A 24,502-nucleotide genomic window follows, 5' to 3' on the forward strand; every position below is an offset into this window, starting at 1 on the left:
AAGAAGATTCTTGATTTAATTACGGCAGAGATGAAGAAAGCCTTTGCAGACTGCGGTTATGACGAGGTTTATGCAAAAGTGACCTTATCAAACCGCCCGGATCTTTGTGAATACCAGTGCAACGGTGCCATGGCGGCGGCCAAGGCTTATAAAAAGAAACCCTTTGATATTGCGGCAGAAGCAGTGGAAAGGCTCTCCGGCAGCGGAATGTTTGCTGCGGTGGAAGCAGTGATGCCGGGCTTTATCAATTTAAAGCTCAATCCGGAATATTTAGCAGAATATATGAATGGAATGGCTGACAGCGGACAAGGCGGCTGTGAAACCAGTGACAGTCCTCTGACTATTGTAGTGGATTATGGCGGCGCTAATGTGGCAAAGCCTCTTCACGTGGGACATCTCCGTTCTGCTATCATCGGCGAGAGTATTAAACGGATGGGCCGTTTCCTGGGCCATACGGTCATCGGTGACGTTCATTTAGGAGACTGGGGTCTTCAGATGGGGCTGATCATTGAGGAATTAAAGGACAGAAAGCCGGACCTGGTTTATTTTGACCAGTCCTATGAGGGAGAATACCCGGAGGAAGCACCTTTTACCATCAGTGAGCTGGAGGAAATTTACCCGGCAGCCAGCGCAAAGGCCAAGGAGGATGAAGCATTCAGTGCAAGAGCCCATGAAGCCACCTTAAAGCTTCAAAACGGCTATCAGCCATACCGGGCCATCTGGCAGCACATTATAAAAGTGTCTGTTGCTGATTTAAAGAAGAATTACGGAAACTTAAATGTTTCCTTTGATTTATGGAAAGGGGAAAGCGATGCGGAACCCTATATTCCTGGTCTGATTAAGGAGCTGGAGGAAAAGGGCCTTGCTTACGAAAGCCAGGGTGCTTTGGTGGTGGACATTGCCCAGGAAGGAGATTCCAAGGAACTGCCTCCCTGTATTGTAAGAAAATCAGACGGCGCAGCCCTTTATTCCACCTCTGATCTGGGTACCATCATTGAGAGAGAAAAGGATATCAAGCCGGACTGGTATATTTATATCACGGACAAGCGTCAGGAGCTTCACTTTGTCCAGGTGTTCAGAGTGGCAAAGAAAGCCGGTTTTGTGGCTCAGGATAAGAAGATGTCCCATTTATGCTTCGGCACCATGAACGGAAAGGATGGAAAGCCTTTTAAGACAAGAGACGGCGGAGTCATGCGTCTGGAAACCTTAATTGCAGATATCAGCCAGGCGGCTTATGAAAAAATCATGGAGAACCGTACCGTTTCCGAGGAAGAGGCAAGAGAGACCTCCAAGATCGTGGGAATGGCGGCTTTAAAGTACGGAGATTTATCCAATCAGGCTTCCAAGGATTATGTATTTGACATGGACCGCTTTGTATCCTTTGAAGGAAATACGGGACCTTATATTCTTTACACCATTGTGCGGATCAATTCCATTCTGGCAAAATACAGGGGACTGGAAGAGAAATACCAGGGAAAGGAAGAGATTCTCCCTGCCTTATCAGCTGCAGAAAAGGACTTGATGCTCCAGCTTTCCAGATATAATGAAATAATGGAAACCAGCTTTGCAGAGCTGGCTCCTCATAAGATATGCCAGTATGTATACGAATTGTCCAATGCCTTCAACCGGTTCTACCACGATACCAAGATCATCTCCGAAGAGGATAAGCGGCAGCAGGCTTCCTGGATACGCCTGATCGGCCTCACCAAAGATGTGTTGAACGGCTGCATCAATGTACTGGGAATTGAGGCTCCGGAACGAATGTAAAAATGGGAACGGATGTGAGACGCTATGAAAATATCGCAGATGACCACAAATGCCTTCTGGAAGGGCGAATCAGGCGTCAGAGCCCTGGTGGAAGATCAGGGAAAAGAATATAAGGCTGTCCTGCACCTCAAAGGGGATCAGGTTCTCGATTATTCCTGTACCTGTGCCGGGGGAAACTCTTATAAAGGCATGTGCCCCCACTGCCGGGTTCTTCATCAGGTCTATAAGGAGCAGGCAGCCCAAAGGCAGGTAAAGCCTGTCACCACATCCCCAAGAGCCAGAGCCATGATCCGGGAATATACCAACCGGGAAGTGTCCCGGATTATGAGCGAGGGAGAAGAGGAACAAGTCAGGCTTTCAGTTTCCATGCTGTTAGGACGGCAGGACATCAGGCTGGAATTCAAGCTGGGAAGGGACCGGCTCTACCTGATCCGGGATCTGGTGGCCTTTGCAAAGGCAGTGGAGAACGGAACCTATGTGGAATACGGGAAAAACCTGGCTTTTCATCATGACCGCACCGTTTTTGTAAAGGAGAGCAGGCCCCTTCTGGAATTTATTCTGGAGGTGGTAAACCTTTACGGTGAGCATTATGAGCAGTTTCAGAAAAGCTCCTTTTCTTCCCCTCCAGTCCTCCGGTTTTTAAGCCTGAATAAGGTAAACAGGGACCGTTTTTTCAGCATTATGAAGGGAAAGACTCTGGAGACAGAGGATTATAAGGGGAAGAAGCGGAATCTGGAAATCCTGGACCAGAATCCGGATTTAAAGGTCAATGTGAGACGCCAGGGACAGAACGGGGTTCTGGTGTCCATTGACAGGGAGATCATGGCCTTTCAGGGGGAACACCATTTATATCTGGCGGATGCGGATCATTTATACCGCTGTGACCAGTCCTGCAGTGAAAACCTGGGTGTATTTTTGGAACAGATGATGGAGGGCTTTGACGCCTCCTGCAGGCTGGAGATCAATGACAAGGATATGCCTCTTTTTTATGAACGGGTGTTAAGACGGATCGCCACTGACTGCAGCATTGATTCCGGGGATCTTGATCTGGAAATCTTTAAGCCTGAGGAGCTGAAGGCCAGATTTGACTTCGATTCCAACGGGCCTGATGAGCTGGTTTTAAAGCCTACTCTGTCCTATGGGGATTATTCCTTTCAGCCGGTGGAGGATGAAAAGCTCCCCCGCACCGTGTGCAGGGATGTGCCGGGAGAATTCCGCATCAGCCAGCTCATTACCCGGTATTTTAAGTACAAGGAACAGGAGTCCCTGTATCCGGTGATCCGGGATGATGAGGATGGGGTATACCGCCTGCTGTCAGAAGGCATGAGTGAATTCATGGCTTTGGGTGAGGTGTATTTTTCCGAATCTTTTAAAAGCTTAAAGGTTCTTCCGCCTCCCAAGGTTTCCATCGGCATCCGCAGCAGCGGAAACTGGCTGGAGCTTCAGGTGGATACGGCTGGTTTATCAGCCGCAGAACTTTCCGGACTTTTGGCTGGATACAACCGGAAAAAGAAGTATTACCGCCTGAAAAACGGAGAATTCATCAGTTTGGATGACAATGGCCTTATGACTGTGGCAAAGCTGGTGGAGGGACTTTCCATAGGCCGCAGTGACTTAGAGGGCAAGGCCGTCCGCCTTCCCAAATACAGAGCTCTTTATCTGGACAGCCTGTTAAAAGAGGGAAGCGGCATCACCCTTTACCGGGATCAGCTTTATAAAGCAGTGGTCCGCGGGATGAAGTCGGTGGAAGACAGTGACTTTGAAGTTCCTGCTTCCCTGAGCCAGATTTTAAGAGGATACCAAAAGACCGGCTACCGGTGGCTCAAGACTTTGGACAGCTACAGCTTTGGGGGAATCCTGGCAGACGACATGGGTCTGGGAAAGACCATTCAGATCATTGCCCTGCTTCTTGATGAGGCGGCAAAAGAGGAGCACACTACCTCCCTTATTATCTGTCCGGCTTCTTTGGTCTACAACTGGGAAAATGAATTCTGCATCTATGCCCCTTCCCTGAAGGTACGGACCGTTACGGGCACGGCTCAGGAGCGGGAGGCCCTGCTGGCCCATACGGAGGAAGCCGATGTGCTCATCACCTCCTACGATCTGTTAAAACGGGACAGGGATATTTATAAAGACAAGACTTTCCGCTTTCAGGTTATTGACGAAGCCCAGTATATTAAAAATGCATCGACCCAAAGCGCCAGGGCGGTGAAGAGCATTGATGCAGGCTGCCGTTTTGCCCTGACCGGAACACCAATTGAAAACCGTTTATCAGAACTATGGAGTATATTTGATTTTCTGATGCCGGGATTTTTATTCAGCTATCAAAGGTTTAAAAAGCAGTACGAGTCCCCCATTGTCAAGGAGCAGGATGTATCTGCCTTAGAGGAGCTTCACCGTCTTATCGGCCCCTTTCTTCTGCGCCGCTTAAAAAGGGACGTTCTGAAAGAGCTGCCGGATAAGATGGAAACCGTGATTTACTCTGCTTTTGACAAGGAGCAGCAGGCTCTTTACGGGGCCAATGCACTCCGGTTGAAGGAAGAGCTGGAAACCATGGAAAGCCAGACAGGAAGAGATCATATACAGATATTGGCAGAGCTTACCAGGCTCCGCCAGATTTGCTGTGATCCTCATTTGTGCTATGAAAATTACAAGGGGGATTCGGCGAAGCTGGAGACCTGTATTGACCTGGTACGAAACGGCGTGGAGGGAGGCCATAAGATCCTTCTCTTTTCCCAGTTCACTTCTATGCTGGAAATCATTGAGGAAAGGCTGAAAAAGGAGAATATCCCCTATTACATGCTGACAGGGGCCACTCCCAAGGAGGAGAGGCTGCGCATGGTGAACTCCTTTAAAAATGATCAGGTGCCTCTGTTTTTAATTTCCTTAAAGGCCGGAGGAACAGGTCTTAACTTAACGTCTGCCGATGTGGTCATCCACTATGATCCATGGTGGAACGTGGCAGCCCAGAACCAGGCCACAGACCGGGCTCACAGAATCGGCCAGGAAAAACAGGTGTCTGTGTTCAAGCTGATTGCAAAGGGAACCATTGAAGAGAACATTTTAAAGCTGCAGGAGTCGAAAAAGGATCTGGCTGATCAGATTATCGCAGAGGGAACCATTTCTCTCAGCAGTCTGACAAAAGATGATTTAATGGAGCTTCTGGGCACCAAAGAAGAAAGGATGGATGAGTGATGAAAGTATTGATGTTAAACGGAAGCCCTCATGAGAGAGGCTGTACCAACCGGGCCCTTATTGAAGTGGGAAGGGCTCTGAATGCGGAAGGCATTGACACAGAATATTTCCATGTGGGAGGGCAGACCATTCATGGCTGCATTGCCTGTCAGAAGTGTGCCCAGACGGGAAGGTGTGTATTTACCTATGACATGGTCAATCAGGTATTAGATGAGATGGAAACAGCCTCAGGGATTGTGGTAGGCTCTCCGGTCCATTATGCTTCTCCTAACGGTACAATCCTTGCTTTTTTGGACCGTCTGTTTTATGCAGGCAGAAACTTTGCCTTTAAGCCTGCAGCAGCCGTTGTCTCAGCCAGAAGGGCAGGAACCACAGCTTCCCTTGACGTATTAAATAAATATTTCACCATTGCCCAGATGCCTGTGGTTTCCTCTTCTTACTGGAACATGGTCCATGGATTTACCCCTCAGGAAGTGGAACAGGATCTGGAAGGACTGCACACCATGAAGAGTCTTGGAAAAAATATGGCATGGCTTTTAAAATGTCTTGAGGTGGGAAAAGCAGCAGGAATCGAGCCTCCATCCTGGGAAGAAATCCCACGGACAAATTTTATCAGGTAAGGATGGAAAAATCTCCTTTACTTTTTTTCTATGTGGTGTATAATGATATAGACACTATATCTAGTGGTTATAAAATTTATGATACCAAATATAGAATGGATTAAGGTGAGAGCTATGATTAAAGTTCAAAAACGTGATGGAAGAATTGTGGAGTATGACAGGGAAAAGATTGTTACGGCGATCCGGAAGGCCAATGCAGAGGTAGAGGTTTCCGAAAGGGCGGAAGAAGACATGATCAACGTCATACTGGACCATGTGGAGAAGGAAAATGACGGAGTGGTTAATGTAGAAGCCATTCAGGATATGATCGAAAGTGCCCTGGTGAATAAAAACAAATACATCCTTTCCAAAAAGTACATCATCTACCGTTACCAGAGGGCGCTGCTTCGGAAAGCAAACACAACGGACGAGTCCATCTTAAAGCTGATCAAGAATGAGAACAAGGAACTGGCAGAGGAAAATTCCAACAAGAATACCATACTGGCTTCCACCCAGAGGGATTATATTGCGGGAGAGGTATCCAGGGACTTAACCAGAAGAATGCTGCTCCCGGAGAGGATTTCCATCGCTCATGACCAGGGGGCCATTCATTTCCACGATGCAGACTATTTTGTACAGCCCATATTCAACTGCTGTCTGATCAACATAGGGGACATGCTGGACAACGGAACCGTAATGAATGAGAAGATGATCGAAAGCCCCAGAAGCTTTCAGGTGGCTTGTACGGTCATGACTCAGATCATTGCTGCTGTTGCCAGCAACCAGTATGGGGGACAGTCTGTAGATGTCCGCCATCTTGGAAAATATTTGAGAAAGAGCAGTGACAAATTCTATAAGCAGATCCGCGAGGAGTTTGGAGATACGGTAACCGGTGAGGTGGCAGAGCGGATGGCTCATATCCGTCTTATGGATGAGTTGAAATCCGGTGTTCAGACCATACAGTATCAGATCAATACCCTGATGACCACCAACGGCCAGGCTCCTTTCGTGACCCTTTTCCTCTGCCTTGACGACAAGGATGAGTACATCAACGAAAATGCCATGATCGTGGAGGAAATCCTCCGCCAGCGTCTGGAGGGAATCAAGAATGAAGCCGGAGTTTATGTAACGCCTGCATTCCCCAAGCTGGTTTATGTGCTGGATGAGAATAACTGCTTAAAGGGCGGAAGATACGATTATATCACAAAGCTGGCAGTTAAATGCTCTGCCAAGAGGATGTATCCGGACTATATCTCTGCCAAGAAGATGAGAGAGCATTACGAAGGTAATGTATTCAGTCCCATGGGATGCCGCAGCTTTTTGGCTCCATGGAAGGATGAAAACGGCAATTATAAGTTTGAGGGAAGGTTCAATCAGGGAGTGGTGAGCTTAAACCTGCCTCAGATCGGCATCCTGGCAAAGGGAGATGAGGAAACTTTCTGGAAGATTTTAGAGGAGCGCCTGGATCTGTGTTATGAAGCTCTTATGTGCAGACATAAATCCCTGCTGGGCATCCTTTCCGACGTTAGCCCCATCCACTGGCAGTACGGCGCCATTGCAAGGCTTAAAAAGGGAGAAAAGATCGATCCTCTGCTTGACAAAGGCTATTCCACCATTTCTCTGGGCTACATTGGTCTTTATGAGGTTACAAAGCTTATGAAGGGAGTCAGCCAGACGGTTCCTGAGGGCGAGGAGTTTGCCTTAAAGATCATGAACCGCATGCGCAGGGCTACGGACAAGTGGAAAGCGGATACAGGCCTTGGCTTTGCCTTATACGGCACACCGGCTGAATCTCTTTGCTACCGCTTTGCCAGAATTGACAGAGAAAGATTTGGAAATATCCCGGATGTGACGGACAAGGGATATTACACCAACTCCTATCACGTTGATGTGCGGGAGGATATTGATGCTTTCAACAAGTTTACCTTTGAAAGCCAGTTCCAGAAGATTTCTTCCGGCGGGTCTATTTCCTATGTGGAAGTTCCCAACATGCAGAACAATCTGGAGGCTATGGAGGAAATTGTGAAATTCATTTATGACAATATCCAGTATGCGGAGTTCAATACCAAGTCCGACTATTGCCGGGAATGCGGTTTTGACGGGGAAATCATCATCAATGACGATATGGAATGGGAGTGCCCCCAGTGCCATAACAAGGATAAGGCCAAGATGAACGTAACCAGAAGAACCTGCGGCTATCTGGGAGAAAACTTCTGGAATGCCGGAAAGACCAAAGAAATTAAATCCAGGGTTCTTCACCTGTAAGGTATTATAAGTAGGAGGCAGTGCCATGAATTACGCGGCCATAAAGCCTACTGATGTAGCCAACGGACCGGGCGTCAGGGTGTCCTTATTTGTCAGCGGATGTACCCACGGCTGCCCGGAATGCTTTAATCAGGAGGCATGGGACTTTCAGTACGGCCAGAAGTACACACCGGAAATCCAGGAAAAAATACTGGGATATTTAGACCGCGCATATATTTCAGGTTTAAGCCTTTTAGGCGGAGAGCCTTTGCACCCGGCAAACCAGAAGGAGGTTCTCTCTCTGGCGGAGGCGGTGAAAAAGAGGTTTCCCCAAAAGACCATCTGGTGCTATACCGGCTATGATTTTGAACAGGATATTCTGGGTTATATGGCGGCCAGATATGAGGAAACCAGTAGGCTCTTAAGATGTATTGATGTGCTGGTGGACGGAAAGTTTGAAGTTGCAAAAAAAGATTTAACGCTGCGGTTTCGAGGATCGTCGAACCAGAGGCTCATTAAGGTTCCTGAGTCTCTTGCTTCGGGGAAAATCGTGGTGTGGGAATAGGGAATATGAGGCGCATTGCCTTTCGAGAATTCGGAAGGCGATGTGCCTTCTTTTATGGGCTTTCGACATGAAAGATATCTCCAGTCCGATTGCCATGGAAAAAGAACTTGCAATATTATCTGAATCAGTTATTCTGGAAGTAAAGTAAATGGATAAGGAGAATGCCGAGATGAATGCTGTACTGGAAAAAGCAGAATCAGTTTTAACATTGCTTCCTGGTTTTCAATATCTCTATAATGGGAAAGCTGATGATTCCGTTTTGGAATATCTGTTAAAAAGGGGCTGGGCCATAGAAGCCCGGGATGAGGAAACGGTCTTACGGGCAGAAAAGGCAGGAATGGACCGGTATGATATCTATTACACAGCGCCCTGTAAAGATCGGGCCATTATAGAAGCAAACATTGGAAAATGCAGGTTCGTAGCCTCTGATTTTAAAGAAATGGAGCTGATTAATGAGGCAGCAGCTAAAATTCTGGCTCCGGGGTATCTGGAGGTGGTTGGACTTTCCGTAATTCCTGAAAAATATGACGATGGAAAACAATCAGGATTTCCCATAGAAGAATTACCCCAACTATCGGCAGCAGCCAGAAAACTGCGTTCTATATCCATACGGGGCTGCTTTGTCCAAGGCCATACAAATGGTTTATACGGAGAAAGCCTTGGAAGATATCTGCGGGATTGTTATGAGACAGCCAAACAGGTTACGACCATCATTCCTTGCGGTATGTCCTATGTAAATGCCTGCAATTGTATGGAACCTCTTTTCCGGACTCTTCAATCCGGCGGTAAAACCCAGGAAGAACTCATGACTGCTGCTGGAATCCTTGCCAAGCAAAATCAGACGGCGTTTTATGCAAAACTTCTGGTACAATAAAAAACGGCTGCCATATGCCTCCTTTGGGGGCAGTGTGCAGCCGTTTTTTAAATTACTTTTTGTAGTAAGTTTCTTTTAAAGGTAAACTCTGCCTGAACTTTCCGTCAAGCCTGTAATATGCATGGGCACAGGCAGGAGCAGTGGGTATCATGCACAGTTCTCCGCAGCCTTTGGCACCGAGAGAGTAGGGGAGTTTATCCTCCTCTTTTGGCTGGCAAAGAATGACTTCCAGCTCAGGCGCTTCATCAGCTCTCATAAAGCCAATGGCACCGAATTTGCTTGCCGGATAACCGTCTTTGCATTTAAACTCTTCCGTTACGCCATAGCCGATTCCCATGATCATACCGCCTTCAATCTGGCCTTCCACAGATTGGATATTCACCGGAGTTCCGACGTCAAAAGCGGAAACTGCCTTAGTGATTTTTCCTTCTTCATTTAATATGATAACCTGAGTGCCGTAGGAATAAGATACATGGCTGATGGGATTATCCTTAATGGCTCCAAGAGGATCTGTTTTTGCAGAATATTCTCCAAAGAATTCCTGGCCCTCTAAATCAGAGACAGTCTTTCCTGTATCAAGGACGCATTTTAACTTTTCTCCCACCCGGCGGGCTGCTTCTCCGGTAACCACTGTCTGACGGGAAGCCGTTGACGTTCCGGAATTTGGTGTGCGTATGGTATCTGCGTGTTCAAAGACGAAGAGAGCAGGATCAAGCCCTGTTACATGGCAGATTTCTGTTAAAACCATTTGGCCGATTCCCTGTCCCATACAGGAAGCAGAGGTACGGATATGGATTTTCCCCTGTTCTACAGATAAAAGGACACGGCCCACATCCATCTTGCCCATTCCGGTTCCTGAGTTTTTAAAGCCGCAGGCAATTCCGGCATAGGGATTGGAATAATAAATATCCTTTACTGCATCAAGACATGCCTCCATATTGGTATTGGCATCAGCAGTCTGGCCGTTTGGAAGAACATCTCCCGGTTTAATGGCATTGCGGCGGCGGATTTCCCATGGGTCGAGACCGGCCATTTCTGCCAGCAGGTTAATATTCATTTCTGTAGCAAAACAGCTCTGGGTTACTCCGAAACCGCGGTAAGCGCCGGAAACCACATTGTTGGTATAGACGGACATACCGAAGATGTCAATATTCTGGTAGTTGTAAGGGCCGGCAGCATGAGTGCAGGCCCGGTGAAGTACAGGCCCTCCCAGGGAAGCATAGGCACCGGTATCGGCAATGATAACCCCCTTCATGGCAGTTAAATGACCATTTTCATCACAAGCGGTGGTGAATTCCATTTCCATAGGATGACGCTTTACATGGTAATCTAAGGATTCCTGGCGGCTGTATTTCACCTTAACCGGTTTTTTTGTATACCAGGCCATTAAAGCGGCATACTGCTGTACAGACATATCCTCCTTGCCGCCAAAGCCGCCGCCCACTAAAGGAGCATGGCAATGAACCTTTTCCTTGGGAATCCGGAGCATCTGGGCGCACTCTCTTTGAACGTCATATACCGACTGGCTGGTGGTATAAATAAGCAGTCCATCTTCGCCTTCCGGAAGTGCCACGCAGCATTCCGGTTCCATAAATCCATGTTCCTGCCAGGAGGTCTTGTATTTTCTTGTGACTACATACTTTGAATTTTTAATGGCTTCATCTGCATTGCCCCGCACCAGGCCTGCACGGCTCATGATATTTCCGTCTTCGTGGATGAGAGGGGCATCTCCCTTTAAAGCCTCATAAGGGCTTGTGAGAGGGGAGAGCTCGGTATAATCCACTTCGATGAGAGAAAGAATCTCTTCCAGTGATTCCATACGGTTTGTTGCAACCACTGCCAGAGCATTTCCAACATAGCGGGTGATATCCCCTTCGCCCATAAGCACATCCCAGTCCTGCTTGATATGTCCGATTTTGTTGCAGGGTACATCTTTTTTTGTCAGGATTTCCACACAGTCCGGATGCTCCAAAGCCTTTGATACATCGATCCGGTTGATCTGTGCCCTGGGATATTTGGAGTAAAGGCATTTGGCATAGAGCATGCCGGGCAAATAGATATCATCAGTGAAAATACCGGTTCCATTTACTTTTTCTGCGGCATCAATGCGTTTAAAATGTTCGTTCATGTGCAGGGTAGAAGGAGGAAGCGGGATTTCTGACTGTTCCCTGAAAAAGTCGGCAGCCAAAAGAATGGCATCCTCAATTTTCTTATAACCGGTACAGCGGCATAAGTTGCCTCGTATGGCTTTTTTAACTTCTTCCCGCGTTGGCTCTAAATTGGTATCCAGAAGACTTTTGGCAGATAAGATCATGCCTGGAATACAAAATCCGCATTGAACGGCACCTGCATCTGCAAAGCAGTGTTCGTAAACTTCCATTTCCGCAGGAGCGATTCCTTCGATGGTGAGAATGTTTTTTCCCTCCAATGTGCTGATTTTCGGAACACAGGCTTTTACCTTCTTTCCGTCAACCAGAACGGTACATGTTCCACAAGCACCTTCGCTGCATCCATCCTTTGTTCCTGTCAGCTGCAGATCATCTCTCAGAAAGCGCAGGAGCTTTTTGTCATGAGGTGTTTCATAATCCTTCCCATTAATATGTAATGTGTACATATACATCTCCTTTCGATTAAATACCCTTTTCTTCTAAGAAATCTTTAAACAGGTTCATACAGACAGTTTTTCTGTATTCAGCAGAAACCCGGCCTCTGGTCAATACCATGCGATCCTCGTATGCTGCCAGAAGTCTTTCCTTTACAGCTTTAGCTTCCTCCAGAGTTTTTCCTATTATCATACCTTCCAGATCCTGAAACCGCAGAACCGTGTCAGATACTGCTCCAAAGGCTGCGGCCATGTTTTTAATCCGTCCTTCTTCTATGGAAATCAGCCCTGCAAAGGCAACCCGGGAAATGGCGAGGGCATTCCGGCCGCCTACTTTTTTATAATAATAATTGTCCAGGCCCTTTTTAGGTATGAGAATTTCTGTAATCAGTTCCTCTGGTCTTAAATCCAGTTTTTTTCTGCCTATATAAAAATCGTTAATATCTACCAGCCGTTCTCCCTGAACAGAGGCAAGGCGCAGCTTTGCACCACAGACGTAGAAGATCAGGACAGAGTCGGCTTTGGCTGAACCATTGCCGATATTGCCTCCAAAGGTTCCGGTGTTGCGAATGGCAGGGGCTGCAATCCTGGATACGGCTTCTTTCATCAGTGGATGAATGAGATCAGATCCCAATGCCTGAGTGAACGTGACGCCGGCACCAATAGAAATATAATCTTCTTCCTCTTTGATCTGCTTTAATTCTTCCAGCCCGTTTAAAAACAGATAGGAGACTCCTTTCCTGTTTTCCACCATAAGGTCAGTTCCGCCTGCATAGGGGACAACGGTGTTCATGTTATTTTTTATTTCCAATGCTTCCTGCAAGGAAGCTGGTCTGTATCCATTTACCATAATCCATTTCCCTCCTCTGCAGCTATATGAACTGCCTTTACAATGGCGTTGTAGCCGGTGCAGCGGCATAAATTACCGGAAAGCCCTTCCCTTATTTCACTGTCCGTTGGGTGAGGTATCTTACTTAAGAGAGCCTCAGCAGCTAAAACCATGCCTGGAATGCAGAAACCGCATTGAACCGCTGACATGGAAGCAAAGGCTTTATCCAGTACGGCAAACCGCTCTGTTTCACGAAAACCTTCCATAGTAACAATGCTGGCACCTTCTATGGCTCCCATAGCTACGCAGCAGGAGTTGACCAGTATTCCGTCTATCAGAACGGAACAGGCGCCGCATTCTCCTTCTTTACAGCCGCATTTTACACTGGCGGCATGGTAAGTATCTCTTAAAACGTCCAGAAGACGGTCGGCAGCGCTGCCGTGATAGACAGTTTCAGTGCCATTTAACAGAAAATTAATTCCTTCCATTACAAACCCTCCTTCATAATCACTTTTATAGTATCCTCTGCTGTAAATGGAGCATGATTTAACTTCACTTTCCGGCCTAAGGCTTGTTCTACAGCTTCCACATAAGCCCCGGGGGCTCCTACCAGGGGAAGTTCTCCGGCGCCTTTGGCTCCATAAGGTCCGTCAGGATATTTTTCCACATGCAGCATACATGTTAAGTTGGATACATCGGCAGCAGTGAGAATTAAATAATCGGAGAAAGAGTTGTTGCGGATTCTCCCTTTCTGATCGTAATCCATATATTCGGTTGAGGCGTAACCGATTCCCTGGAGGAAGCCTCCCTCCATTTGTCCTATGACAATGTTATAGTCAATGGGAGTTCCTACATCAAAGCAGCCGTAAGCTCCAAGAATTTCTGTCAATCCTGTATAAGTATCTACCTCTACTTCAATGGCGCTGACTCCCCAGGCATAAGTGGGGTAAGCATCACCCTGGAATTTATCCAGATAGAAAGGAATGACAAAATCCGGTTCCTTAAAACGTTCTTCTACAATCTGATCTTCCCCTTCTTTCCATTCCGTGCGGAGTTTGATGGCGCAGCGGCGGAGAAGTTCTCCCACGACCATCAGGGATCGGGATGCAACGGTGGGGCCTGAGTCCGGGACCCGTGCCGTATCCGGCTGATCGTAATAAACCTTTTCCAGTGGCAAATTCAACTCTTTGGCAACAATTTTTGGAAAAGTGGTGCGAAGTCCCTGGCCGATTTCTCCGTTGGAGGCAAGGATTTCCACTGTGCCGTCGGGATACTTGTGGAGTTTGCATACTGCTTTGATGTGATCCCGTTCACCGGAGCCGGTAAAGCCTGCTCCGTGGAAATGCATGGAAATACCGATTCCTCTGCGGTAGCGTCCTGTCTGAGGCTTTGTATATTCCAGGCGTTTTCTGCGGAAATCACAGGCCTGGTCAATTTCCCCGATCATAGCAGGAATGGGCACTGGGAAATGGTATTTGCCGGAGGTGGAAGTGGAGTCTCCCTGCTTTACAATGTGTTTTTCCTTAAATTCCAGGCTGTCAACTCCCAGATCCATGGCAATGTGAGCCATCATCATCTCAACAGCAAAAAATGTCTGGGGAGCGCCAAATCCACGGTAGGCTCCTGTTGGAGTTGTATTGGTTTTTAAAGCCCTGCCTCTTACATGAAGGTTTTCAACGTCATAGATTCCGCTTGAACAGATGATTCCCCGTTGAAGCACCACGGCAGAGAGTGTGGTATAGGCGCCGCTGTTGAATTTCACATCAATATCCATGGCAGTCACTTTGCCGTCTTTCACAGCAACTCTGTATTTGCAGAGGGAAGGGTGGCGCTTGGAGCTGAACTCCAAATCCTCCCTGCGGTCAAAGATACAGCGTACCGGAGCATTTGCTTTTTTTGCGGCAACAGCCACCTGGCAGCCAAGAACCGATGGAAAGGCTTCTTTTCCTCCAAATCCGCCTCCGGTCACATCCTGTTTAACGTGTACCCGGTCCGGTCCGCAGCCAAGGGCGCGTATAACGGCTCCGTGAACGTAGTAGGGACATTGGAGGGAGCCGTGGACAAACATCCGTCCATCTTCCTCAGGCTCTGCCATCATTCCCTGAGGCTCTAAATAGGCCTGCTCCTGGTAACCGGTGGTAAATTCTTCTTCATAAACCTTGTCAGCCTCAGAGAAGGCTTTATCCATATCCCCTTTGCCGTATTCATAATCAAAGAATACTGTTTCTGATTTGCGGATGTCCAGGACAGGCTCCAATTCTTCGTAATCAATCTGGATTTCAGATAAGATGCGGTCCACCACGGATTCCTCCGGTCCAACCACCATTCCTATGGGCTCTCCTATGTATTCTACAGTTTCCCTGGCATAGACAGGCGTGTCATCCATAACAATGTTTACGTTGTTGTCGCCGGGAACATCGGTCTGGTCGACGTAGAAATATCCATGGGGAAGAGGGGGCACCTTTACGGCTGAAAGCCTTGCATGTGCCAGGGTGGAGCGAAGCATTTTCCCTACCAGAACCCCGTCGCTTTCATAGTCGCCTACATAAACAGAGTGGCCGCTCATCTTTGGTGCATGATCTTTTTTAACTACTGGCTGGCTGATATGTTCCATTTTACATTTCCTCCTTTTATATTTTGGCCGGGCAAAACCGGCTGATGCAGATTTCATAATCTTCTCTGGTATCCAGATCCATCCAGACTCCTTCGTCATCCACCGGTACGTGAATGATGGAATCTTCCTGCTGTTTCCAGATCTGTCTTAAACCGCCTTCTCCGTTAAAACTCAAAATGGCCTCCCGAAAGCTGTAGTCAATCAAAGGCGGGTGCTTCCGATGTCCTTCCAGAGTGGGGAAGAGGACAGCAGGCAGGGCGGCGGGGCAGGCTTTCATCAGCTTTATAAAAGTGCCTTTTTTCACAACCGGCATATCTCCCGGAAGCAGGAAAAAGGACTTGCAGCAGGGCATGGCCTTAATCCCGTATTTTATGGAGGTCAGCATATCGGTTGTTTCATAGTGAGGATTGCGGGTATAAATAATTTCTTTCCCATAGTGATGGCGAAGAACTGATTCAATGTCATCTCCCCGGTACCCCAGAACAATAACAATCCGCTTTACTCCTGCTGACAGCAGGCTGTCAACTGTGCTTTCAATCATGGTCTTTCCCTTAAAAGGCATCAGCGGCTTAAATTCTCCCATGCGGCTGGATAAGCCTGCAGCAAGTATAAGACCACAGGTGGAACTGGATTTTCTCATAAAAAACACCCCTTTTATAATGGCACTATTATATATCTTGTATAGTGTCATTATAAAAGGGGTGTGAAAATGTTTCAAATTCTTTCTGCCAGGTACTTGCATTATGTAAAAATTCCACTATCGTGAAATAGAGTGGAAAATTCATTTTGAGTAAACCGGAAGACTTTATCTTCCAAAAGAAGCCAGTTTCTTAAAAATTGGAGACCCTTTGGAGTCAGGGTGGTATTTCCTCCCCGTCTGCCTCCGTGTTTTCGTTCCACCATTGGATAACCTGCTTCTGCTTCCAGTTTATTCAGCATATCCCAGGCCTTGCCATAAGATAAAGCCATACGGTCACAAGCGCTGCGGACAGAGTGAGTATCCAGTATGAGATACAGCAGCAGTTTGATCCTGGTATTGAAAAAGACAGATTCCTTTTGAAGGCTTAATTGGACTGTTGGATGCAAAAGGGCCTGGTTATGTTTTGCCAGACAGGCTTCCAACTGGCTGCAGTCCCGCACAGTCATATGAATCCCCGGGTCATTTACCGGAACCAAGGTGCGCCGGCCACCCATGGAAGAAATGAAGCTTCTCAAGCCTCCCTTTCCTGGATAAGAAATGATCTGGGGAACTACATCCTCAGAGAGAACGATAGGATGACCGCCCTGGTTCCTGCAGGATGGAACTATGATATCGCCTTCTGAGGCCAGCAGATGATTTAAGGTATCTGGAGTGAACATGGGAACATTTACCGGTGTAAAAACAATCCGGTCACATTTTCCCAACAGATATTGAAGACCAATTTTTACCGAGTCAAAAAGTTCCGGCTGCTCGTAGTCTTCATTGGGAATAAAGATGACCCCATAGCTGGATAACTGGTATTTTACCTCCTCCTCTTGCGTCCCGGTTACAACTACAATAGGAAAAATACCGGCCTGCTGAAAAGAAATAACAATCCGTTTTATAATGGGAATTGTTCCGATCTGCAGCAGGGGCTCTGCATCTTTTTTACTGGCGGCGGCAATCACTCCGCCGATTCGGTTGATTTTCATATCAGATTTGCCTCCTGAATCAAATATTCTGTTTTAATGGTAACATGATGTCCAAATCCAGACAAGTTTTATTTTAGTGGATTTTATGCTATATGATCAGGAATTTTAGGCACATAGCCCCGGCATCTGGTAAACAGGAGAATCATAAGATGTCTTGATGTGCTGGCGGATAGAAAGTTATGTGTTCCAGTATTTTTTAGCCAGTTCAATGAAATATCTGGCTGCATGGGTGAGATAGCTGTTCTTCCGATAGGCAGCTACCACATCCCAGGTGGGGTGAGAGGGCAGGGAAAAACAGGTGATTCCCTTGTGCCCATCCCGCAGATAATAGTGGGGGATGATTCCGCAGCACATATTGGCCTGAATCATAGTCAGGATTGTATTGGTGTTGGCGGTTTCAAACAGTACATTGGGTTGAAAGCCTGCTTCCCGGAAAATGTCATCCACCAACTGCCGGATGGTGGATTCTTTATACATCAGTACAAAGGGCTCATATTCCATGGCAGCAATGTCCATGATGGGAAAAATATCTCCTTTCTCCCTCTGGCAGGAATAGCTGGAGAGAGGGTGTTTTTCCGGAATGGCAAGAAACATTTCTTCCGTGGTGATTTGTATGTACTCAGCAAACGTGCGGTGATTGTCACAGAGTGTGAGGAATCCGATGTCTAAATCGCCGTTTGCAATCAGGGCCTGCTGCTTTTTTACGCTCAGTTCATTGGGAGTGACCACAATGTCAGGATATTCCCGGTGAAACTTTGGATAAACGGCAGAGAACATAGCAATCCCCCTGCCAGGGGTGAAGCCTATGGAGAGATGCCCTTTTTTATGAGAGACCATATCGTTGATAATGCGATAGGTCTCTTGTTTTGTCTGCAGGATTTTCCGGGCGTTTTCCAGGTAAACTTTCCCTGCTTCTGTAGGCCGCCAGTCTATCCGGGAGCGGTGGAAAAGCTGAGTGCCCAGTTCTTTTTCCAGGCGCAGAAGCTGCTGGTTTAAGGCCGACTGGGTGATAAAAAGCTTTTCTGCCGCCCTGGTAATGTTGTTTTCTTCTGCAATTTTCAATATGTATTCAATCTGCTTCGTATCCATTTCCTTTTTCTCCTTTGAGAAGTTCTGTAAAAATTATAACCTTCTTTATGATCGAAAACAAGAGGCGGTTTCTTTCTTGTTTCAATTACAGAACAATAAAAACAAAACTGTTACACATAAAATACTAATAAAAAATGAAAAAGTGATTCATTTGACAGATACTGTCCGTCATGTACAATGTAAATACCGTTAAGAGATTGGAGGAAATCAGATGAATAAACTTGAGGAAATGCTGGACGGTTATGAAATCCCTAAGGTATGCAGGGTAAAACAGTACTTTGACCGTACCAGACTGGAAAATGCGGAAGAAAAACTCTCTTTTTTATGGAAAAATAAGATGATCCCCATAAAGGCAGGAGATAGAATTGCCATAACAGGCGGAAGCCGGGGGATTGCCGGATACCAGACAATCATGAAGACAGTTGTTAAACTGGTAAAGGAAGCCGGAGCAGTTCCATTCATTGTTCCTGCCATGGGCAGTCATGGAGGGGGCACTGCCGAGGGCCAAAAGCATATGCTTGACATTCTGGGAATTACGGAAGAAAGCGTAGGTGCGCCGGTGGTATCCAGCATGGAGGTTACGGAAGTGGCCAGAACGGAATTAGGACTTCCAGTGTATATTGATAAAAATGCCTGGGAAGCTGATGGCATCATCCTGCTTAACCGCATAAAAACTCATACATCAATCCGGGAAAAATACCAGAGCGGATTACTCAAGATGATGGCAATCGGCCTGGCAAAACACAAGGGAGCAGCAATGACTCACAGTATGGGAACGCCAAACCTGGGGCCTAATATGGTAAGGGTTGGAAAGGCTGCTCTGCAAAAGCTGAATGTGGCAGCAGGAGTTGCCGTGATCGAGAATGGATACGAACAACTGGCAGATGTATATGTTGTAAGAAAGGAAGAGCTGTTAGAACAGGAGCCTGAAATCTTACAGCGGGCAATCCGCATGCTGCCCCGTATCTATCTGGATGATATTGACTGCCTGATTGTCTGCGAGCAGGGGAAAAATATCAGCGGTACAGGGATGGACCCTGCCGTTATCGGACGCCCCATTAACAGGCGGCCCAATGATGGCCCCAATGTGGAGGCGCTGGGAGTACTTCGGCTGACCCCGCAGTCCGATGGCAATGCCAGCGGATGCGGTATGGCAGATTTTATCTCTGAGAATTTGAGAAAAGAAATAAACGAAGAGTATACATCCGTCAATTCCCTCACCGGAATGCATCCGGAAATAGCAGCAATCCCGGTCACATTGAAAACAGAACGGTTAGTTTTTCAAGGATGCATCAAAGCCTCCGGTCAAATCGTAAAGGGTGAGATTAAACTTGTCATCATTAAAAATACAAACTCTCTGGAAGAGATTTACATGTCAAAAGCGGCGCTTGATTCCATAAAGGATAAAACCAATATCCAGGTCTGCTCAGATTTTATGGATATTCCTTTTGATGAAAAAGGAAATCTTAAACTTTACTGATCATCTTCCAGCGCTTTCATATGCCGCCATAAAGTTGAACGGCTGATTCCCAGACTCTCTGCAATCAACTTTTTTTTGCCGTGAAACAGCCGGTTCAGACTGCTTAGTTCTTCATATGTAACATAGCGGTCTCCGACAGCAAATCCCCGGCTGGCCTGACTCAATTGTATTTGGGAATTCATTATTCCGGCCGGCTGGTCAGATAGATGGGAGTAATAAGAGGAGTCGTCCAATTGGGCCTCAAGTATTTGTGCGGATATCACTTTCTGCGGCCCTGCCAGGAAAGCCAGGCGCCGGCAAACACTTCTCAACTGGCTGATATTTCCGGGCCAGGATAAACCAGTGAGAACATTCTCAACATCGGGTGCTATGGTAAAATTGTGTTCCGGCGTCTCGTTAAATTGTTCCATAAAATGACAGAAAATAGGATATATATCCTGTTTTCTGTGTCTGAGAGACGATATGGGCAAAATAAATGAGTTCATCAGATAGTAAATCTCTGCAGGCAGTTTCTTAGATAAATCTTTTGCAGAACCAGCCATCAGACGAAGGTTCAGATTTTGTTTGGTTTTATCCGGAAGCTGAATGGTATTGCTGCGGAGTACATCCATGATCACGGCCGACATGTCCGCAGAAAGTTGTTCAATATCCCGTATATACAGTGTTCCTCCGTTTGCTGCAAAAAGGTCCTCAGGAGAAAGAATTGCGGCATTGCGTGAAAGAAATATTTCCTCTTTGCGCAGACTTTCCATATGAATGCATCGGGCAATTGTTTCACGTCCGCTGCCGTATTCACCTACTAATAATACTGGAAAATCAGATTTCGCATATTGAAAACCCAGAGACCGGATTAACTGAAATTCCAAAGAATCCCCGGTTAAGGCGAAAAAATAGGAGAGTTGTGCGGAATCATGGGATTGGTATTTCCTGGCGTTTCTTTTTGCCGCTGTTCCAGCCAACTGGTAAGGATGAAAGCTTAAAATAGCCCCTTTATTTTTATTCTGAACAATAACAGGGTTAATGGAGAGCAGATATTCTGCGCCATGGACCATCACTATATGATCAATAACAGGACTATTTGTTAAAAGAACCTGATTTAATAATTCTTTCTCAGGATTTTCAAGCAAGCGGGCGCAGGATTTCCCGAGAATCATATCAGACGGAATCTGAAAATACTTTTCAGCTGAAGGACTGTAGATTGTGACAAGCTTTTTTTCATTGACACTAACCAATCCATCAGAAATGGAATTGAGCATAGTAATCCGTTCTTGAAGCTTCTTCTTCTGTATCTGAACACCCTTTTGTACTTCCAGTGCTCTCTCGTAGGCTTCCTGCAGTGATGAAAGCGAGCTTTCTAATAACACACACTTCAAGCCGTATTCTTCCGCAAGCTGTTGCGTATACACCCCTCCGATAATAACACGAACCTTGTCTCTTTTTGCTCTTTTTACGCTGTATTCAATATCCTTGCTGTCGGTAACCGGATAAAACCGTATCTGGCAGCCCAGCATCTTAAAAAATGCGCTCACGGACCGAATCACATCTTCCATTCCAATGTATGCTATCTGCGGCGGCTCCTCCGGATAAATCTCTTTCGCTTTCTCAATGGACCTTACCAGCTCTGAATCCTTTATGGGGACCGTTACCACCGGAATTGACAGATGGGCAGCTTTTAAAAGCTTAGCAGTATTGCCTCTGGCAATAATCACATCCACCTCTTCAGGCTGACATTGTCTGGCATATTTTACAGCATCTTCCATGAACACATTTATTATTTCTAAATGAACAGGAGCAGAGAGCTTCTTTTTTAGCAATTCTCCATAATAGGCGAGAGAGTCTCCCGCAGAAAATAGGATAATATTAGGCATATACAGTCCTTTCATGGCAGAGGTTAAAACGGTTATGTTTCAATTATATTTAAAAATGAATTGATTTGCAACAAATATAAAACGATAATTTGAATTTTTATAGGTAAATTTGACATTTATATGTGTTGTTGTAGAATGTGATCAGAAATAAAAAGAATATGAGGAGGTAATTGGTGATGTTTCACATTGACGAGAATCAGAAAATCACATTTTCAAAAGCAATCTATTACAATTTTAATCCTATAAAGGTGAAAAAGCCCTGGAGAGATGCTACAGGGGGATTTGGCAATTATGCGCCAATTCAAGGCTGGATTCAGATATTTGATACAGAAGGTTTTTATGGAGGAACCTTTTGTTCAACGGGAATCGTAAATAATATATTGCCTTTGATCCTTACGGGAGAGACTAAAACTTATAAAGAATGGTACGACTATATTTATTGGAAAATGAGAAATTTTGGGTTTCAAAGCGGCCAGATTGTGGATTTGGGTCAGTTGGATCTGATTATGCTTGAAATTATGTCCAGAAGAGCAGACAAACCCCTTCACCGTTATTTGGGAGCTACCAAGGACTGGGCAGCTGCATACAAAGGAGGAGGCTCCTTATTATCTGATGATGAAGATTTGGTTGGTGATATGGTTCGTTACGTAGAAGAAGGTTATCGAACAGTCAAGCTTAAGGTTGGAAGTGACTGGGGGGAAAATATGGAACGGGATGTACGCCGGGTAGAAAAGGTGCGAAAAGCCGTAGGAAATGATGTGGAAATCGCAGTGGATGGAAATCAGGTCTGGAATGTTGGGCAGGCAGTGATGTTTGCTGATATGGTCCGCCCTTACAACATAGCCTGGTATGAAGAACCGGTACATTCTCATGATATGAATGCAATCAAAGAGGTGAAAGAAAGAACCGGTATGGTAATAAGCTACGGTGAATCCATGAGAAACTATTATGCCTTTGAAACTTACGCAGAAAAGGGAGTAGGACATTTAATGCCTCTTGTTGGACGTATGTCTAAAATGAGCGATTTAATGAAAATAAGGCAGCTGTCAAAAGATAAAGGACTCCGTTTCTCTTCCGGCGGCACTGTATGGATCAATGCAGCTTTTGGTGCTCTTTATGATGAAAATGAACTTTTAGAAAATCACGAGCCCATGACTGAGCCAATTGGAGATTGTCTAAAAGTAAAACCTGAGGAGAAAAATGGCAGATTATACCTGCCGGACATTGTGGGATGCCCGATTCGCATAGATATCCCCAAGTTGGAAAAAGAGGGTACTTTAGAGAGCATGAAATGTTTCTATACAGAAAAAAATAAAAACAATTTTGCTGTCCGGGCAGCTTATTGACACAAGAAGAATTCTTAAAAAAAATTATAGTAACATAAAATCTATTAATTTTACAAATGGTAATTTTGACTATATAATAAAGATGCTTAAATTAAAAAAGCGGCAAAGTGCTTAAAAGGAGAAGGAGAGAAAGTTATGTTTAAGAGAGTGGTCAGTTTAGTGATGGTAGTGGCAACCGCAACACTTTTGGTAGCTTGCGGAGGTGGGCAAGCGTCGTCCACAAAGGGGGCGGGCGCGTCAGGCTCAGGTACTCAGGCAGGAGATACGGTTGCTGAGGTCAAATGGCCGAAAAATGTGGAGATCATTGTTCCTGCCGGTGCGGGAGGAGATACCGATTTTAATGCCAGACTTCTGGCTCAGGAATTATCTGCAAAATTGCCATCTAATTTTGTCGTTTCCAATGTTAACGGAAATGGTGGAGCTACCGGAACCAGACAGGTGAAGGATGCCAAGAATGATGGAAGTTCAGTAGTATTTTACCACACGGCATTTTTAGTAAACAAAGCCAGTGGGGCTACGGATTATGGTTTTGATGCCTATGAATTTGCTTCCATTGCAGGACTTAGCGCAGGAAATGTAGTAACAGTAAATTCCAGTCTGGGAATCAACACTCTGGAGGAACTTTACAATTATACAAAAGAAAACCCTGGAAAGCTGAAAATGGCGGCCCAGACAGGTGCCACCTCTTATGCGGTTGCCATGCAGATGAAAAATGCAGGATTTGATATCCATATTGTAGATGCAGGTTCTGCAGCAGACCGTTTAGCAGCACTTCTGGGTGGACATGTGGATGTGATTCTGGCTGCATATGGTTCCATTAAGGATTATGTAAAAGAAGGTACTTTGGTTCCTCTTGCTATGGATGGAGAAAATGACCTGGTAGTGGAGGAAGAGGGCATTGATGTTAAGGCTATGATAAATCTGGGCTATGATATCAATCTTCCATTTTATTATTTCTTCGCATTTCCTAAGGGTACAGATCCGGCACTGGTAGATGGGTTTAATGCAGCAGTAAAAGATATTGTTGAAAATAATACCGAGTATCAGGGGAAAATATATACTTCTTATTATCAGCAGCCTGTATTTCTGCCCAAAGAGGAAGGTCTGGCGAAATTTGAAGAGGTCGATGGGTTGTTAAAGGATGTTGACTTCAACGCAAAATAGTTAGAAGAAAGGACTATCTTATGAAAACGAGAAATTATTCAGAGCTTATCGTTAATATGGTAATCTTTATTGTCGGTGCCGTGCTGTTCATTTCTTCCTTTGGTATTGAGACGGGAGCCGGAATGGGACAGGGTGGTGATTTTATGCCCAAGCTGGCATCCGGACTCTGGCTGTTAATAGGCGGTTTGCTGGTCGTGTACACGATTTGGGATAAGTGCCCGAAGGAAGAAGCGAAAGGGAATCTGAAGGGATTTCTTTTGACTCTGGTTTTACTGTTTATGTATGTGCTCTTGTTGGAGCCAGTGGGATTTGTCATCACCTCTATCGTATATATGTTTATACAGATGATGTTGTTCGTTCCCAGAGAACTGGTCAATAAGAAACGGCTGATTGTCTTTGCAGTAGTTTCTTTCCTTTTACCGGTTCTTGTGAATCTGTTATTTGCGAATGTATTTTACTTAATACTGCCTACTGGCATTTTGGGATAGGAGGAGCTATAATGGCGCTTGAAGGTTTGCTATCTGTATTAAATCCAGGCTGTTTTGCTATCCTGTTAATTGGGACGGTAATCGGCATCATATTCGGCTCTATTCCA

The 24,502-nt window shown here is 45.9% G+C and carries 18 protein-coding genes; 10 read left to right on the forward strand and 8 right to left on the reverse strand.

The window, feature by feature from the left end:
• The 6 genes from argS to V7M78_RS21150 form a co-directional block, all read left to right on the forward strand.
• The coding region (argS, locus tag V7M78_RS21125) for an arginine--tRNA ligase (RefSeq protein ID WP_333652912.1) at window positions 1-1,767 on the forward strand (1,767 nt) is incomplete at its 5' end.
• 24 nt (window positions 1,768-1,791) lie between these two features.
• Window positions 1,792-4,962 carry a DEAD/DEAH box helicase gene (locus V7M78_RS21130; RefSeq protein WP_333652914.1) on the forward strand — a complete coding sequence of 1,057 codons (3,171 nt, stop codon included), beginning with the start codon at window positions 1,792-1,794 and terminating at the stop codon, window positions 4,960-4,962.
• Window positions 4,962-5,582, forward strand: coding sequence for a flavodoxin family protein (locus V7M78_RS21135; protein ID WP_333652917.1), 621 nt, complete (start codon window positions 4,962-4,964; stop codon window positions 5,580-5,582). Before V7M78_RS21130 ends, V7M78_RS21135 begins: the two co-directional genes overlap by 1 nt.
• 114 nt (window positions 5,583-5,696) lie before the next feature.
• The gene (nrdD, locus tag V7M78_RS21140) at window positions 5,697-7,826 is read left to right on the forward strand and encodes an anaerobic ribonucleoside-triphosphate reductase (protein WP_333652919.1); all 2,130 of its coding nucleotides are present in this window, start codon (window positions 5,697-5,699) and stop codon (window positions 7,824-7,826) included.
• A gap of 25 nt (window positions 7,827-7,851) precedes the next feature.
• Window positions 7,852-8,370: an anaerobic ribonucleoside-triphosphate reductase activating protein gene (gene nrdG, locus V7M78_RS21145; protein WP_333652921.1), complete on the forward strand. Its 519-nt coding sequence runs from the start codon at window positions 7,852-7,854 to the stop codon at window positions 8,368-8,370.
• 148 nt (window positions 8,371-8,518) lie between these two features.
• A complete protein-coding gene (locus V7M78_RS21150) occupies window positions 8,519-9,244 on the forward strand; it encodes a hypothetical protein (protein ID WP_333652923.1) in 726 nt (241 codons plus the stop codon).
• Between the two features lie 52 nt (window positions 9,245-9,296).
• Here the strand turns inward: V7M78_RS21150 and xdh are convergent, their stop codons facing one another.
• The 7 genes from xdh to V7M78_RS21185 all read right to left on the reverse strand — a co-directional run bounded on the left by xdh (window position 9,297) and on the right by V7M78_RS21185 (window position 18,049).
• Window positions 9,297-11,858 (reverse strand): selenium-dependent xanthine dehydrogenase, encoded by a 2,562-nt coding sequence (xdh, locus tag V7M78_RS21155; RefSeq protein ID WP_333652925.1) that lies wholly within the window; start codon window positions 11,856-11,858, stop codon window positions 9,297-9,299.
• A 16-nt stretch (window positions 11,859-11,874) separates the two neighbouring features.
• Window positions 11,875-12,696, reverse strand: coding sequence for an FAD binding domain-containing protein (locus V7M78_RS21160; RefSeq protein ID WP_333652927.1), 822 nt, complete (start codon window positions 12,694-12,696; stop codon window positions 11,875-11,877).
• On the reverse strand, window positions 12,690-13,163 hold the full coding sequence (locus V7M78_RS21165) for a (2Fe-2S)-binding protein (protein ID WP_333652929.1): 474 nt from the start codon (window positions 13,161-13,163) through the stop codon (window positions 12,690-12,692). Before V7M78_RS21165 ends, V7M78_RS21160 begins: the two co-directional genes overlap by 7 nt.
• Window positions 13,163-15,289: a xanthine dehydrogenase family protein molybdopterin-binding subunit gene (locus V7M78_RS21170; RefSeq protein WP_333652932.1), complete on the reverse strand. Its 2,127-nt coding sequence runs from the start codon at window positions 15,287-15,289 to the stop codon at window positions 13,163-13,165. Before V7M78_RS21170 ends, V7M78_RS21165 begins: the two co-directional genes overlap by 1 nt.
• A 16-nt stretch (window positions 15,290-15,305) precedes the next feature.
• Complete coding sequence (locus tag V7M78_RS21175; RefSeq protein WP_333652934.1) at window positions 15,306-15,929, reverse strand: nucleotidyltransferase family protein; 624 nt, start codon at window positions 15,927-15,929, stop codon at window positions 15,306-15,308.
• 101 nt (window positions 15,930-16,030) lie between these two features.
• Window positions 16,031-16,960 (reverse strand): NTP transferase domain-containing protein, encoded by a 930-nt coding sequence (locus tag V7M78_RS21180; RefSeq protein WP_333652936.1) that lies wholly within the window; start codon window positions 16,958-16,960, stop codon window positions 16,031-16,033.
• A 177-nt stretch (window positions 16,961-17,137) separates the two neighbouring features.
• Window positions 17,138-18,049 (reverse strand): LysR family transcriptional regulator, encoded by a 912-nt coding sequence (locus V7M78_RS21185; RefSeq protein WP_333652938.1) that lies wholly within the window; start codon window positions 18,047-18,049, stop codon window positions 17,138-17,140.
• A 211-nt stretch (window positions 18,050-18,260) separates the two neighbouring features.
• On the opposite strand from V7M78_RS21185, the gene V7M78_RS21190 reads away from it, so the two are divergent.
• Window positions 18,261-19,529, forward strand: coding sequence for a DUF362 domain-containing protein (locus V7M78_RS21190; protein ID WP_333652940.1), 1,269 nt, complete (start codon window positions 18,261-18,263; stop codon window positions 19,527-19,529).
• Here the strand turns inward: V7M78_RS21190 and V7M78_RS21195 are convergent.
• Window positions 19,523-21,397 carry a sigma-54-dependent Fis family transcriptional regulator gene (locus V7M78_RS21195; protein ID WP_333652942.1) on the reverse strand — a complete coding sequence of 625 codons (1,875 nt, stop codon included), beginning with the start codon at window positions 21,395-21,397 and terminating at the stop codon, window positions 19,523-19,525. The genes V7M78_RS21190 and V7M78_RS21195 overlap by 7 nt on opposite strands.
• Before the next feature lie 176 nt (window positions 21,398-21,573).
• On the opposite strand from V7M78_RS21195, the gene V7M78_RS21200 reads away from it, so the two are divergent.
• From V7M78_RS21200 to V7M78_RS21210, 3 genes are all read left to right on the forward strand, one after another.
• Window positions 21,574-22,743, forward strand: a complete 1,170-nt coding sequence (locus tag V7M78_RS21200; RefSeq protein WP_333652945.1) for an enolase C-terminal domain-like protein — start codon at window positions 21,574-21,576, stop codon at window positions 22,741-22,743.
• Window positions 22,744-22,878: 135 nt separating this feature from the next.
• Window positions 22,879-23,907 (forward strand): tripartite tricarboxylate transporter substrate binding protein, encoded by a 1,029-nt coding sequence (locus V7M78_RS21205; protein WP_333652947.1) that lies wholly within the window; start codon window positions 22,879-22,881, stop codon window positions 23,905-23,907.
• 20 nt (window positions 23,908-23,927) lie between these two features.
• Window positions 23,928-24,395: a tripartite tricarboxylate transporter TctB family protein gene (locus V7M78_RS21210; RefSeq protein ID WP_333652949.1), complete on the forward strand. Its 468-nt coding sequence runs from the start codon at window positions 23,928-23,930 to the stop codon at window positions 24,393-24,395.
• Window positions 24,396-24,502 lie beyond the last annotated feature (107 nt).

Origin of the sequence: Lacrimispora sp. (genome assembly GCF_036758025.1) — a bacterium.
In the GTDB taxonomy this organism is placed as follows: domain Bacteria; phylum Bacillota; class Clostridia; order Lachnospirales; family Lachnospiraceae; genus Lacrimispora.